Annotated in this window: 13 protein-coding genes; 8 read left to right on the forward strand and 5 right to left on the reverse strand. The window is 73.8% G+C overall.

The genetic code is table 11. From position 1 onward, the window contains the following. Window positions 1-3: 3 nt before the first annotated feature. Window positions 4-531 carry a hypothetical protein gene (locus FHX73_RS24930; protein WP_145907141.1) on the reverse strand — a complete coding sequence of 176 codons (528 nt, stop codon included), beginning with the start codon at window positions 529-531 and terminating at the stop codon, window positions 4-6. 138 nt (window positions 532-669) lie between these two features. Between FHX73_RS24930 and FHX73_RS24935 the strand changes: the two genes are divergently transcribed. From FHX73_RS24935 to FHX73_RS24950, 4 genes are all read left to right on the forward strand, one after another. Continuing rightward, window positions 670-2,205, forward strand: a complete 1,536-nt coding sequence (locus FHX73_RS24935; protein WP_425461421.1) for a hypothetical protein — start codon at window positions 670-672, stop codon at window positions 2,203-2,205. A 26-nt stretch (window positions 2,206-2,231) separates the two neighbouring features. Then, window positions 2,232-3,083: a hypothetical protein gene (locus FHX73_RS24940; RefSeq protein WP_145907143.1), complete on the forward strand. Its 852-nt coding sequence runs from the start codon at window positions 2,232-2,234 to the stop codon at window positions 3,081-3,083. 66 nt (window positions 3,084-3,149) lie between these two features. Beyond that, on the forward strand, window positions 3,150-7,703 hold the full coding sequence (locus FHX73_RS24945; protein WP_145907145.1) for a hypothetical protein: 4,554 nt from the start codon (window positions 3,150-3,152) through the stop codon (window positions 7,701-7,703). Window positions 7,704-7,759: 56 nt separating this feature from the next. Next, complete coding sequence (locus FHX73_RS24950) at window positions 7,760-8,425, forward strand: TMEM175 family protein (protein ID WP_145907147.1); 666 nt, start codon at window positions 7,760-7,762, stop codon at window positions 8,423-8,425. A gap of 7 nt (window positions 8,426-8,432) precedes the next feature. Here FHX73_RS24950 and FHX73_RS24955 read toward each other — a convergent pair whose 3' ends face one another. Then, window positions 8,433-9,629, reverse strand: coding sequence for an FAD-dependent oxidoreductase (locus tag FHX73_RS24955; protein ID WP_145907149.1), 1,197 nt, complete (start codon window positions 9,627-9,629; stop codon window positions 8,433-8,435). A gap of 24 nt (window positions 9,630-9,653) precedes the next feature. Next, window positions 9,654-10,112 (reverse strand): hypothetical protein, encoded by a 459-nt coding sequence (locus FHX73_RS24960; RefSeq protein ID WP_145907150.1) that lies wholly within the window; start codon window positions 10,110-10,112, stop codon window positions 9,654-9,656. A gap of 106 nt (window positions 10,113-10,218) precedes the next feature. Between FHX73_RS24960 and FHX73_RS24965 the strand changes: the two genes are divergently transcribed. Next, window positions 10,219-10,854, forward strand: a complete 636-nt coding sequence (locus FHX73_RS24965; protein WP_145907152.1) for a hypothetical protein — start codon at window positions 10,219-10,221, stop codon at window positions 10,852-10,854. 10 nt (window positions 10,855-10,864) lie between these two features. Next, window positions 10,865-11,239, forward strand: a complete 375-nt coding sequence (locus FHX73_RS24970; protein WP_145907155.1) for a DUF3052 domain-containing protein — start codon at window positions 10,865-10,867, stop codon at window positions 11,237-11,239. An 8-nt stretch (window positions 11,240-11,247) separates the two neighbouring features. Here FHX73_RS24970 and FHX73_RS24975 read toward each other — a convergent pair whose 3' ends face one another. Together FHX73_RS24975 and FHX73_RS24980 are read right to left on the reverse strand one after the other, a co-directional pair. Beyond that, window positions 11,248-11,601: a VOC family protein gene (locus FHX73_RS24975; protein WP_145907157.1), complete on the reverse strand. Its 354-nt coding sequence runs from the start codon at window positions 11,599-11,601 to the stop codon at window positions 11,248-11,250. A gap of 84 nt (window positions 11,602-11,685) precedes the next feature. Further along, window positions 11,686-12,120 carry an ATP-binding protein gene (locus FHX73_RS24980; protein ID WP_145907159.1) on the reverse strand — a complete coding sequence of 145 codons (435 nt, stop codon included), beginning with the start codon at window positions 12,118-12,120 and terminating at the stop codon, window positions 11,686-11,688. 356 nt (window positions 12,121-12,476) lie between these two features. On the opposite strand from FHX73_RS24980, the gene FHX73_RS24985 reads away from it, so the two are divergent. Both FHX73_RS24985 and FHX73_RS24990 read left to right on the forward strand, forming a co-directional pair. After that, the gene (locus FHX73_RS24985; RefSeq protein WP_170305020.1) at window positions 12,477-13,331 is read left to right on the forward strand and encodes a helix-turn-helix domain-containing protein; all 855 of its coding nucleotides are present in this window, start codon (window positions 12,477-12,479) and stop codon (window positions 13,329-13,331) included. Further along, window positions 13,328-13,552, forward strand: a complete 225-nt coding sequence (locus FHX73_RS24990) for a DUF397 domain-containing protein (protein ID WP_145907163.1) — start codon at window positions 13,328-13,330, stop codon at window positions 13,550-13,552. The genes FHX73_RS24985 and FHX73_RS24990 overlap by 4 nt, the downstream gene beginning before the upstream one ends. Window position 13,553: the final 1 nt, after the last annotated feature.

Consider the following 13,553-nt stretch of genomic DNA (forward strand, 5'->3'; position numbering starts at 1 on the left):
CCGTCAGGCCGGCGCCGCGGTGCGGCCGGCCGATCCGGGGGTGCTCACCGCGGGGTCGGCGAGGCGCCGGATGCCGCGCAGCACGATCAGCAGCGGGACGGCGCCGACCACGCCGAAGGACATGTCGACGCACTGCCAGAAGAAGGGGATCCCGCGCAGTGGTCCGCAGACCAGCGCGAGCGGCAGGATCCCGGCACAGGCGGCCAGTGCCCAGCGCACCACGAAGACGTTGCGCACCGGATCGCGCAGCGGACCCCAGAACGCGCCGGCGATCACCAGGTGGGCGAAGGCGAGCCAGTCGGTGCCGTAGGCGAGGAAGGGGTAGCTCGCGTCGGTCTCGGTGAGCCCGGTGTGCACCCGCTCCAGCCAGCCGAGCAGCCCGCCGGGCACCGGCAGCCGGTGGGCTGCGGTGAGCGCCCAGCCGGTCTCGGTGCCGAGCGGGAAGGCGGTCAGCCCGCTCAGCACCAGGCAGACGATGAAGATCCACAGCCAGCGGCGCACCCGGCGCAGCTCGGTCTCGGTACCGCGCATCGCGGCCCCCTCCCTCGATCGGTCGGCCCGACTCTAGACGCATTTTTGAACGCGTTCAACTTCCCTTCCGTCGCTGGACGAAGCGGACAAGTGGCCCCGTTTCGGACCTGTCCCCGGCTGGCCCTAGGCTTGTCCCCCGTGACCGTCATCGCCGACCAGCCAGCCGAGCCCGCGCTGCGGCCGTCCGCCCCGGCCGCCGCCCGCCCCGCGCCGGGCCCGGCGGCCGACGAGGGGCTGGCCCGCCGCCTCAAGGCGCTGGCCTGCACCGCCCCGCTGCACGACCTGGACAACCGCAAGGTGAACCTGGCCGGCGAGTACGGCGGCTACGCGATGGCCGAGGTCGGGCTCTCCGCCATCGACCTGGTCACCCTCAACATGGACTTCGACACCGGCGCCGACCGGGAGATAGTGCTCGGCCGGATGCTGCCCCGGGTCGCCGCCCAGCACCCCGAGCGCCCGAGCGGCGAGCACCAGCGGGTGGCCCGCTGGGTGCTCGACTCGCTGATCAACGTCGGCAGCGTGGACCGCGGCTTCCGCGCCGTCTACGGCACCTTCGGCGCCGACGGCGGCTACCTGCGCCGCGACTACGACTTCAAGCTGATCGAGGAGGTGCCGGGCCCCGACGGCGGCGTCTACCTGCGCACCACCGACGAGGCCGTCAACGTGCTGGTCGGCGCGCTGGACACCGACGTCACCTCGGCCCAGATCGCCGCCGAGGTCAAGCTGGAGGTGCTGATCCGCCGCGGCCGCCTCGCCGACGCCCAACTGGCCGCCGAACAGGCCCGCTACCGCACCGTCCAGTACGCCGAGACGCTGCGCCGCGCCCTGGAGGCCACCCGGCGCAACGTCCGCGCGGTGGACTGGATGCAGGCCGTGCCCGACCTGATCGACGAGGCGCTGGAGCACATCGCCGACCGCTACCGGCACGAGAACGCCATCCTCACCAACATCCGCAAGGCCCGCGACGAGGCCGAGGGCGCCGACCACAAGCGCCAGGCCGCCGAGCTGGTGGACATCGTCAAGGACTGCATCCGCCGGCACACCCAGCTGCAGACCCGGCTGCTGGAGGCCGGGCCGCTGTTCCGCGCCGAGCAGGACCGGCAGGCCTTCGCCGCGCCGGCCGCCCGGGCCGGCATCGACCTCTACGGCCAGCTGCTCGCCCCGGTGCTGGGACTGCCGGTGGAGCAGGCGATCCGCCCCACCGACGCGTTCTTCGCCAACGGCGCCGGCCTGCGCAGCCCGTCCGCCGTCCGGCTCGGCGACCTGGTGGAGCTGCTGCTCACCCCGCCGGTGGAGCGCGAGCACCTGGGCGTCGAACTGCCCGACCCCGACCTGGTCGCCACCCCGGACGACAGCCGGTTCTCCGAGGCCCAGCTGGAGTCCGCGCTGCAACTGCTCGACCTGCCCGCCGACGCGCCCCGCCGGCTCTCCGGCCTGCTCGCCGAGGCCCGCCGGCGCGACCCGGAACTGCCGCACCTGGTCGCCCTGCTGGCCGTGCACGCGGCCAGCCCGCCGGTCGGCACCGCCTACCGGCAGGGCGAGCAGCGGCTGCTCTTCGCGGTGGACGACGGCACCCGGTTGCAGGACCCGGAGTACGGCGGCGCCGACCTGATCCTCGGCAGCGCCCTGCTGGACGCCGCCGGCATGGCGTCCGACCGGCAGGACGCGCAGTGACGAACACCCAGCTAGGAGCGGCATCCATGACCAGCCCCCAGGACGGCGCCGAGGCGGCACCGCTGACGCCCAGTGACGTCGCCGACGGCGCCCGGCTGGTCTCCTTCGGCCTGCAGGCCAAGCTGCTGCCGGCCCGCGACGCCGAGTACACCGAGCTGGTCCGCCGCTACCGGGAGGACCCGGCGTTCGCCCGGCTCGCGGACGCCGTCGCGACCGGCCTCGGCCTGGTGGTGCTGGAGGTCTCGCCGCGGGCCGGCATGGCGCTGGCCGGCGCCGAGGACTCGGTCTTCGCGGTCCGGATGGGCGACTACTCGCGCCGCGCCGCCTCCGAGGCCACCGACCGGTTCCTGCACGGCCTGGCCCACCTGGCGGTCGCCGCGCTCGCCTTCCCGCGCCCCGAGGACCTGGCGGACGACGGCTACCTGGGCCGGATCACCGTCAACGGCGTGGACGCCTTCGTCCGCCAGGCCTGCCGCCGGCTGGAGGAGCGGGCCGAGGCGGACGGCGCCAACACCGACCCGGCCAGCGACGCCCCGGGCCTGGAGGCCGCCTGGCGGGTCTGGGCCCGCCGCTCCACCACCGGCGCCACCAAGGACGCCCGGCGCCTCGCCGGCTCGACCATCGGCATCACCGGCAAGGCGGTGGCGTTCCTGGTCGACTCCGGCTTCCTGCAGAAGGCCTCGGACGACGCCGGCGGCACCTACCGCACCACCGCCCGCTACCAGCTCCAGGTCCGCGACCTGGCCGGCAGCGCCGCGATGGCCGAGCTGCTGGAGCTCGGTGTGGTGCCGGTCAGCGACGGCAGCGCCAGCCTGCTGCCCGCCGACCACAGCGAGGAGCTGGTGGCGGACGCCGGTCTGCCGTTCCACTCGCTCTGACCCCCCGTCATCCGAGACCTCCCCGCCATCCGACCACTCGTCATCTGATCATTCGTTAGGCAGCACATGTACGAGCTCAACCGGATCCGCCTCTACTCCATCGGTCCGGCCGGTGCGCGCTACGCCGACACCGTGCTCGACCTGCGGGACGTGGGCGAGCCGGTGGCCAACCCGGCGCCCCGCCAGCTGGGCATGTTCGGCGAGGAGCCGGAGGGCCCGCAGCGCCGCCCGGCCCCGGCCGGCGTGCTCTTCCTGGAGAACGGCGGCGGCAAGTCGGTCCTGCTCAAGCTGATCTTCTCGGTGATGCTGCCCGGCCACCGCAACACCCTGGGCGGCGCCAGCTCCGGCGTGCTGCGCAAGTTCCTGCTGGCCGACGACTGCGGGCACGTGGCGCTGGAGTGGCAGCACACCGTGACCGGCGAGCTGATCGTGGTCGGCAAGGTCAGCGAGTGGCGCGGCCGGCAGGTCTCCTCCGACCCGCGCAAGTTCGCCGAGGCCTGGTACTCCTTCCGCCCCGGCCCCGGCCTGACCCTGGACGCGCTGCCGGTCGCCGAGCGGGCCAACCTGGGCGACCCGAACGCCCGCGCCCGCGGCCGCCGCCGCACCATGAAGGGCTTCCGGGACGCGATGACCGAGGCCGCCAAGGCCTCCCCCCACCTCGACCTGACCTTCGAGGACGGCCACGACCGGTGGACCGAGCACCTGAACGAACTCGGCCTCGACCCCGAACTGTTCCGCTACCAGCGCGAGATGAACGCCGACGAGGGCGAGGCCGCCGGCCTCTTCGCCGTCAAGCACGACGCCGACTTCACCGACCTGCTGCTGCGCGCCGTCACCGACACCCGCGACACCGACGGCCTGGCCGACCTGGTGCACGGCTTCGCCGCCAAGCTCGGCCGGCGCGCCGAGCTCACCGCCGAACGCGACTTCACCGCCGGCTCGCTGGACCTGCTGGAACGGATCGTGCAGGCCACCGCCGCCCGCGAGAGCGTCCGCGAGGCGCACCGCGGCGCCGAGCGGCGCACCCGCCGGCTGGCCCAGGCACTGGCCGCCCGGGCCGGCGCCGAGCGCGGGCGGGCCCAGGACCTGGCGATCGAGGTGGCCGCCGCCGCCTCGGCCGTCACCGCCGCCGAGGCCGACCGCACCCGGCACTCGCTGATCACCGCCGAGCTGACCCACCGTCACGCCACCCTCTCGCTGGCCGCCGCCACCACCGAGGCGGCCGGCCTGCGCCGCGAACTGCTGGACGCCCGCACCCTGCACTCCGCCTGGCAGGCCGCCGAGGCGGTGCTGCGCCACCGCGCCGCCGCCGACCGGGCGGCCCGGGTGGCCGTCGCGATCCGCGAGGCCGAGCTGGACGCCGCACCCGCGCTGGCCGCCCGGGCGCAGGCCGCCGGCGCGCTCGCGCAGGCCCTGGAGGCCGCCGCCGGCACCGCCGAGGAGCGCGCCGAGACCGAGGAGGAGCGGGCCGCCGGGCTGCAGCAGGACGGCGCCAAGGTGCAGGCCGACGGCCTGGCCGCCGCCACCGCAGGCCAGAAGGCCCGCTCCGAGGCCGAGCACCTGCGCCAGCGGCTGACCGAGGTGGAGCAGGAGCTCCAGGCCGCCGTCGCGGCCGGCTGGATCGACCCGACCGAAGACCCGGACCCGGCCCGCGCCGCGCTGCACGCCGCCGACTCCGAGCAGGCCGCCACCGCCGGCCTGGAGCAGGCGCGGGCCGCCGCCGAGCAGGCCACCGCCCGCGCCCGGGAGGCCGCCGCCGCCGAGGGCCGCGCCGAACTCGCCGCCGCCCGCGCCGCCGACGCCCGGGGCGCCGCCCAGCGGGCGCTGGCCGCCGAGCAGCGCACCGCCGCGCAGCTGGCCGGCGAGGACCGGCTGGCCGAGCTGCTGGGGCTGGCCTCGTACCACTCCCAGGACGACGAGGCCGATCGGTTGACCCCGGTGGTGCTGGACCGGGCCGCCGAGGACCTGGCCGAGCTGCTGGACACCGCCGTCGCCAGCGCCGAGCGCACCCTGTTCGAGCTGCGCACCGCCGCCGCCGACGACTCCCGGATCCTGGCCGCGCTCGGCGACGGCGGACTGCTGCCGCCCGGCCCCGACGTGCTCGCCACCGTCGAGTACCTGGGCGAGCACGGCATCCCCGCGCTGCCCGGCTGGCGCTACCTCGCGCAGTCCGTCGACCCGCAGGAGCACGAGCGGATCCTGGCCGCCCGCCCCGAGCTGGTCGACGGCGTGGTGGTCACCGACCCGACCTCGCTGGAGCGGGCCCGCGAGGTGCTCCAGGCCGCCGCGCTGCTGCCGCGCTCCACCGTCGCCGTCGGCGCGGCCGCCGCGCTGATCGCGCCGATCACCGACGAGCCGGCCTTCTTCCTGGTGCCGCCGAACCCCGCCATGCACGACGAGTCCGCCGCCGACCAGGAGCGCCGCGAGCTGCGCACCCGGGCCGGCGCCCGGGACGAGCACATCCGCGAACTGGCCGCCCGGCTCGGCGGCGACCGCGCGCTGGCCGCCCGGCTCGCCTCCTGGCAGTCCAGCTGCCCGCCCGGCACCCTGGCCGAACTGGCCGACGCGGCGTCAGCAGCCGCGGAGCAGGCCGAGATCGCCGCCGCCCAGCTGGCCGCCGCCCGCGCCGAGCACACCGAGGCCGAGGAGGAGCGGGCCGCCGCCGCGGCCGTCTACGAGGAGCGCCGGGAGGCCGCCCAGCAGACCCGCCGCCGGGCCGACGCGCTGGCCGGCCTCGCCTTCCGGCTGCGCGAGCGCCCGGCCTGGCACCGCTCGCTGCGCGAGCTGGCCGAGGACGCGGTGGAGTGCGAGCGCCGCCAGGCCGCCTGCGCCGAGCGGGCCCGGGCCTGCGACGAGGACCGCCGGGCCGCCCAGCGCGCCGCCGACGACGCCCGCCGCACCGCCCGCACCCTGCGCGCCGAGCGGGCCGAGCTCTCCGGCGCCGTCGCGCTGACCGACGAGCCGCCGACCGCCTCGCTGCCCGCCCTGCGCGAGGCCTACCGGGCCGCCGCCCAGCTCTACGAGAAGGTCGGCGTCGGCGCCGACCTGCGGGCCGAGCAGGCCCGCGCGGAGAGCGACCAGACGGCGGCGCAGGCCGAGCTGGACCGGCTCACCAACAAGGTGCGCCTGCGCGCAGAGGAGCTGCTGGCCAGCCCCGACGGCGCCGACGGCCCGGCCCGGCAGGCCGCCGCCGCCCGCGCCGAGGAGCTGGTGGCCACCATCGAGGCCCGCTCCCAGGCGGCCAGCGAGCTGCTCGGCCGACTGCGCGGCGACGTCGAGCGGTCCGCCCCCGTGAGCGGCGAGGCGCACACCGAGCTGCCCGAGGAGCTGGTCCCGACCGATCCCGAGCACGCCCAGCAGCTGCTCCGGGTGGCCACCGGCGAACTCGCCGAGCGGCGCGACCTGCTGGAGGGCGCCCGCACCGAGCACACCGAGCTGCTGCGCACCCTGCAGTCCGCGCAGTCCGCCGCCGCCGACTTCGACGAGGCGGCCGCCCAGCTGCGGGACGGCCTGCGCGACCACGCGCCGGAGGAGGGCGAGCCGGCCGTCGACGCCTACCTGGACTCGCTCACCGAGGCCCGGACGGCGGCCACCGAGACCCGGCGGGCGCTGCGCGCGGCCGCCGCCGAGCTCTCCGCCGCCGACCTGGCGGTGCGCGACGCCTCGGACGCGCTGGTCCGGCACGCCAACGCGGCCCGCTACGAGGCGGTGCGCACACCGGCCCGGCAGCAGATCCGGGAGCTGCCGGCCGCGCTGCTGCCCGAGCACGCGGCCGCCTGGGCCGAGGCCTTCGCGCCCCGGCTGCGGGTGCTCACCGACGAGCTCAGCCAGCTGGAGCGCAACCGGGGCTCGATCGTGGACCGGCTGCGCGGGCTGGTGGAGTCCTCGCTGGCCACGCTGCGCGCCGCCCAGCGGCTCTCCCGGCTGCCCGAGGGACTGGGGGAGTGGTCCGGGCAGGAGTTCCTGCGGATCCGCTTCGAGGACCCGGACCAGACCGTGCTGGCCGAGCGGCTCGGCGAGGTGATCGACGAGGCGACGAGCGCGGCCGTCAGGAAGAACAGCGACCTGCGGCGTGACGGCATGTCACTGCTGCTGCGCGCCGTCGCGGCGGCGATCGGGCCGAAGGGGGTGAGCGTGGAGATCCTCAAGCCCGACGCGGTGCTGCGGGCCGAGCGGGTGAGCGTGGGTCAGATGTCCGACGTGTTCTCCGGCGGCCAGCTGCTCACCGCCGCCATCGCGCTGTACTGCACGATGGCGGCGCTGCGGGCCAACGACCGGGGCCAGTCGCAGCTGCGGCACGCCGGCACGCTCTTCCTGGACAACCCGATCGGCCGGGCCAACGCGACCTACCTGCTGGAGCTCCAGCGCGCGGTGGCGGACGCGCTGGGAGTCCAACTCATCTACACCACCGGGCTGTTCGACACCACCGCGCTGGCCGAGTTCCCGCTGGTGATCCGGCTGCGCAACGACGCCGACCTGCGGGCCGGGCTGAAGTACATCTCGGTCGAGGAGCACCTGCGCCCGGGCCTGCCCGCGCCGCAGGACCCGGACGGCCCGGCCATCCACGGGGAGATCACCGCGACCCGGATGTTCAAGCGCCCGGCGGAGGTCGAGGCGTAGGGCCGTCCGGCGCCGCGTCGCCACCACATCTGGACAGCAAACGGGGGGAACCGTCCATGCCGACCACCTACCACCGGATAGCCGGGAACAGCCTGGAGCGCCTCGCCGCGATCAGCGACGGCATCTTCGCGGTGGCGATGACCCTGCTGGTGCTCGACCTGCACGTGCCCGAGCTCGGCCGGCTGCGCTCCGGCGAACCGCTCTGGGCCCCGGGCGCGCTGCACGGGGAGGGCCAACTCCTGCACGCCCTGCTCCCGTTGGCCGCCCGCCTCGGCGTCTACCTGCTCGGCTTCCTCACCCTGGGCATGTTCTGGCTGGGCCAGCAGGTCCAGCTCTCGCACTTCGAGCGCAGCGACCGGCACCTCACCTGGATCCACCTCGCCTTCCTCGGCGGGGTCTGCCTGATGCCGTTCTCCACCTCGCTGCTGGCCGAGTACGAGGCCTACCGGGTCGCCCTGCTGGTCTACTGGCTGCACCTGCTGCTGCTCGGCCTGCTGCTGCTCGCCAGCCTGCGCCACGCCGGCGCGGCCGGGCTGATCAAGGACGAGGCGCCCGAGGGCCTGGTAGCGGCGGCCCGGCGGCGCATCGTGGTGCCCCAACTGCTGTACGTCGCAGCCGTGCTGCTCGGCGCGGTGAGCACCTACCTGAGCGTCGCACTGCTGGTGCTGCTCCAGCTGAACTCCGCGCTGGCGCCCAGGATCCGCCTGCTGAACTGGTTCTGACTGATCGTCAGGCCGCTGCGGGGGAGGCCCAGTCGATCCGGTGCTCGAACTGCCAGGCCATCTTCTCCGGGCTGATCAGCCGCATCCCGATCGGCATCAGCGCGTCCCGCAGCACCCGCCCGACCGGGCCGGCCGCCTTGTTGCTGTTGGTCCGCTCGGCCGCCTTGATGATCCGCTCGACCCGGGGCCGGCGCAGCGCCTCGTACCGGGCCAGCGCCTGACGCAGCGGCAGGTCCCGCAGGCAGTGGGCGAGTTCGACCGCGCTCTCGATCGCCAATGAGGCGCCCTGGCCGGAGGACGAGGAGGGCGCGTGCGCCGAGTCGCCGACCAGCACCAGCCGGTCGCGGCTCCAGTGCGGCACCACCGGCATGCTCTCCATCGGACCGGTCATCATCAGGTGCGCCGGGTCGGTGCGCCGGATCAGCTCGGCGGCGGGCGTGCGGTCGCCCGCGCAGGCGGTCGCCAGCTCCGCCAACCACCGCTCGGCGCCGCGCGCCACCGCCTGGGGCTGGCTGAGCGGCTCGGCCCAGGGCAGGTTGACGAACCAGACGGCCTGACCGTCGATCACCTGCAGGCCGAAGAAGGCCCGCTTGCCGAAGGTCATGTACATCTTGCCGCCGGTGTCCGGCACCACCCCGGCCGCGGCGTACATCGAGCCGAAGCCCTGCAGCCCGGCGTACCGGGGGCTCGGGGCGGCCGGGTCGATCAGGCCGCGCACCGTGGAGCGGATGCCATCCGCGCCGATCAGCAGGTCGCCGGTGGCGGTGGTGCCGTCGGCGAACTTGGCGGTCACGGCGCCGGGTTGCTCGTCCACGCCGACCAGCTTCTTGCCGTGCTCGATCCGGATGCCGCGCCGCAGCGCCTCGTCGTACAGCGCCTGGTACAGGTCGCTGCGCATCACCAGCCGGGTCGGCTCCAGTCGGCCGGGGCTGCCGAACTCGGCGAGCCGCTTGCCGTTCCAGCTCTGCAGCACGATCGACTGCATCGGGTCGCCGAGCGCCCGGACCAGGTCGCCGGCGCCGATCACGTCCAGCGCGGCCAGCCCGTTCGGCGCCAGGCCGAGCCCGGCGCCGACGCCGACGGCGTCGCCCTGGTAGGCCTCGTGCACGGTCGCCTCGATGCCCGCCTGCTGCAGGGCCATCGCGGTGACGGGGCCGGCGACGCCGCCGCCGATGACCAGGGCGTGCTTGATCTGCTTTGCCATGACTGCCTCTCCTTTTATTTCTCGTCAGACCCGGGCGGGGTCGTCGATGGTGGGCCGGGTGCCGGTGCGGTGGGCCCGGCGGACGTCGTCGACGTACTCGCGGCTGCACATCGCGGAGAGGATCGCGATGCCGCCGCGGTGCACCCGGACCTCGCTGTTGTCGGCGGTGCCGATCAGGCGGACGCGCGGTCCGGCGAGCCCGCCGGTGGGGCCTTGCAGGTCCTTGACCCGGCCCCGGGCCGGCCAGGCGACGTCCCAGTGCTCGATCACCGCACCGTCGGGGACCAGCAGCTTGACCATCGCGCGGTGCAGGTCGATCCGGAGCTCCAGCTCGGCGGGCAGCTCGGGCGAGCGCAGGTCGAGGACGACGGCGGCGCTGCGGGCCTTGATCTCGAAGGTGTCGGCGGTGGTCCAGCGGCCGAGCCGCTTGGTGCTGGCGTGGTCGGCGTGGATGCGCTCGGTGGGGGTGCTGAGGGTGTTCACGGCGGAATCGCTCCTCCGGTTCGGGGCCGGCGCTCTGTCGGCTCCTCCATAGTTGCACTGAACCTAGTTTCAGTGCAACTAGTTCCCTTGTGGATAGGCTCGCGCGGTGACCAGCTTCCTGACCCACCGGGCGCGCGTGCACGACGCCCGGCTCCCCGCGTACCGACGGCACAGCGCGCTGCGCACCTGCCTCACCGCCTTCGCGCCCTACGGGCTCCGGGCGACCTACCACCACCTCACGCTCAGCGCCCGGATCCCCCAGCGCCTGGACGCGGACCCGGACGCGCTGGTGCGGGCCGTGGAGGAACTGCACGAGGCCCGCGAGCTCTGGCTGGTCGAGACGCGGGAGTTCGCGGCCCGGCGGCGGGCGGAGAAGTGGGCCGGCCGGCGTGCCGTGCCGAGCCCCCGGCCGTGGTGGCTGCGGAGCTGGTGGGAGGGGCCGGACCGAGCCTGGTACGAGGACCCGCTCCACCACCCGTGGCTGCGCCTGCCCGACTACGTCCGGCGGCAGCAGGCGCTGGACGCCGGCGCCGAACTGCCCGGCTGCCCGGCCTGCGGTGACGAGGGGCCGTCGCAGTCGACCTCGACTGGGCACGGCTGGGTCGAGCGGTGCGGCCGCTGCCGGTTCGTCACGGCGCCGTGCTCGTGCGGTCAGTGGCACCCGCTCGCCCAGGAGTCGCCGTACCGCTGGCCCGACATCTGGCGGCGGGCGGTCCCGGGGGAGGGCCGGGTCGGCGCATAGGATGCCCGGCATGGCGAAGACTGTCGCGGAGAAGCTGCTGGTCCGGGAGGGCACCCGGGTGCTGGTGCTCGGTGCGCCGCAGGGGTGGTCACTGGGCGCCGGGGAGCCGCCGGTCGCGGGGGAGGCGGACGCCGTCCTGCTCTTCGCACCCGACGCCGCCGCCCTGGAGCGGGAGTTGGACGGCGCGCTCGCGGCGGTCCCGCATGACGGGCTGGCCTGGGTGGCCTACCGCAAGGGCGGCGCCAAGGCGGGCACCGACCTGAACCGCGACATCCTCCAGGCCAGGTTGGCCGACCACGGCGTCACCGGCGTCACGCTGGTCGCGCTGGACGAGACCTGGTCGGCGATGCGGGTGCGCCCGACCGACCGGGTGGGCCGCCGCTGAGCCTGCCGTCAGGCGGGCTGCCAGAGTTCGATCCGGGTGCCCTCCGGATCGGTGACCCAGCCGAAGCGGCCGACGCCGTCCATCTCCTGCGGCTCCCCGGCCACCTGGGCGCCTGCCGCGCGCAGTTGCGCGAGCATCGCGTCCAGGTCCCGGACCCGGAAGTTGAGCATGGTCCGCTGGCCTGGGGAGCCGAAGTAGTCGGTCCCGGCCTCGAACGCCGCGAACACGGTCGGCCCGCTCTCCTGCTGCCACAGGCCGTGCTCGTCGGCGTCCAGGCCCAGGCAGTCGCGGTACCAGGCGGTCAGGGCGGCAGGGTCGGCGGCCCGCAGGAAGTACCCGCCGATGCCAAGCACACGTTCCATGCCGCCATCCTGTCAGCTCGATGACCTGATGGACTGTCAACTCGCCTTGACTGGGCTGGGCTCAGTCTGCATAGGGCCGAGGTCCTACCGCGGCAACGGCACCGGCCCGGGGGTGCAGATGCACCACACGCGCTTGCCGATGCCCTCGCGCGGACCCCAGCCCCAGTCCTTGGAGAGCTTGGCGACCAGCAGCAGGCCACGGCCCCTCACTCCGTCGGATGCGATGCACAGCTTGGGAGGGGCGTCGGAGGCGTCCTCCACCGCGATCAGCAACTGTCCCGGCGTCACTTCAAGCACCAGCTTGATCAGCTTGCCGGTCTCGGTGCCGTGGAGCACGGCGTTGGTGACCAGCTCGCTGATGAGCAATTCGCCGATGTCGGCGTAGCGTTCGCCGCCAGCGACGGACTCCAGGAGGTCTCGCAGCACCTTCCTGGCCATCCTCGGGGAGCGTTCGCTGTTGGGCAGCCAGCAGTGGCCTTTCGCGGTGGGGGACGGCGTGCTGATGGTGGCATCAGGCATGGCGAAGCTCCCTTTGTGGCGTGGTTGTTGAAAGAAGTGAGCGCGATGACAGCGCTCCGAGGACGGCCCGCCCAGGGCGCGGAGATGCCCGGGCTGAGGGACCGTCAAGATCGCGGACGACGTGCAGGCATGGAGATGCCGCCGGTGGGCCTGGCAAATAATCACTCACCGAGAGCATCTCGTTACTTACAGAGTGGACCTCTCTGGATAGAGAGCGCAAGTCATTCGATAGAGTCTGCAAATTTGCTTATCGAACCCCGATTCGGCCGCCCGGGCTCACGCTTGCTGGTGGCGAAGGCGGCCTGTGGCCAGGCAAACTGATCCGGCGACAGCTACAGGAGAGGGAGGGAGGCGCCTTGGCACTCGCTCAGACCGTTCGGCGTAGGCAACTTGGCGCGGAGCTGCGCCGACTTCGAGAGGCGAAGGGCCTGTCGGCGGAGGAAGTCAGCCAGAGCCTGCCCAAGTGGGGCGTTTCCAAGATCAGTCGAATGGAGAACGCCAAGGTCGCCGTACGGGAGAAGGAGGTTGCCGAGCTTCTCGAGTTCTACGACGCCGACCCGGAGCTGACCAAGGTTCTCCTGGAGGTCACTCGGAACGCTGCCAAGCGCGGCTGGTGGCAGAGCTATCGGGAAGTCCTGACTCCACGGCTCAGTGATCTCATCGCCCTCGAAGCCGAGGCCTCGGAGATCAAGCTCTATGAGACCTTCTTCATCCCCGGGCTCTTCCAGACCGCAGACTACGCGCGTGCGGTCATCACGCACCTCGGGAATCCGGCCCTTGGGGTCGATGCCCAAGTCGAAGTCCGCATGGCTCGACAGTCGATCCTCACCCGGCCGAATCCTCCGGAGGTCTGGGCAGTGGTGTGCGAATCGGCGTTGCGTGCACGGGTGGGTGCGGCAGGAGTGATGTCCGGTCAGTTGGAGCGACTTGCCAGCCTGACCCGCCTGCCCAATGTGAACATCCAGGTCATGCCGATCGAGGCTGCCGTGCATCCGGGCATGGATGGCGCGTTCACCGTGATCAACTTCCCGCATCAGAGCGATCTCGACGTTGTTCTCGTCCCGACCGCCGCCAGCAGCCTCTGGATCGAGGACCGCTCTGACGTGGGGCGCTACAAGGCGATCTTCCAGAAGGTCACCGCCGAGGCTATGTCTCTGGAGAAGTCGTTCGAATTCATCACTGATCTGAAAGACAGGCTGACCACCACATGACCCACACTCCCGAGACCTCCGCAACGAGCCTGAACTTCCGGAAGTCCTCTTACAGCAACGGCCAGGAGAACTGTGTCGAATGCGCCTTCGCTCCGCTGGGCAGTGATGCCGTGATCCGGGATTCCAAGGATCCGCACGGGCCGGCGCTGGTGTTCCGAGCCGAGGCGTGGCGGGCCTTCGTGGCTGACCTGCACATGGGCGGCCTTCCCAGCGGCTCCTGAC

It is taken from the genome of Kitasatospora viridis, from assembly GCF_007829815.1.
Taxonomy (GTDB): domain Bacteria; phylum Actinomycetota; class Actinomycetes; order Streptomycetales; family Streptomycetaceae; genus Kitasatospora; species Kitasatospora viridis.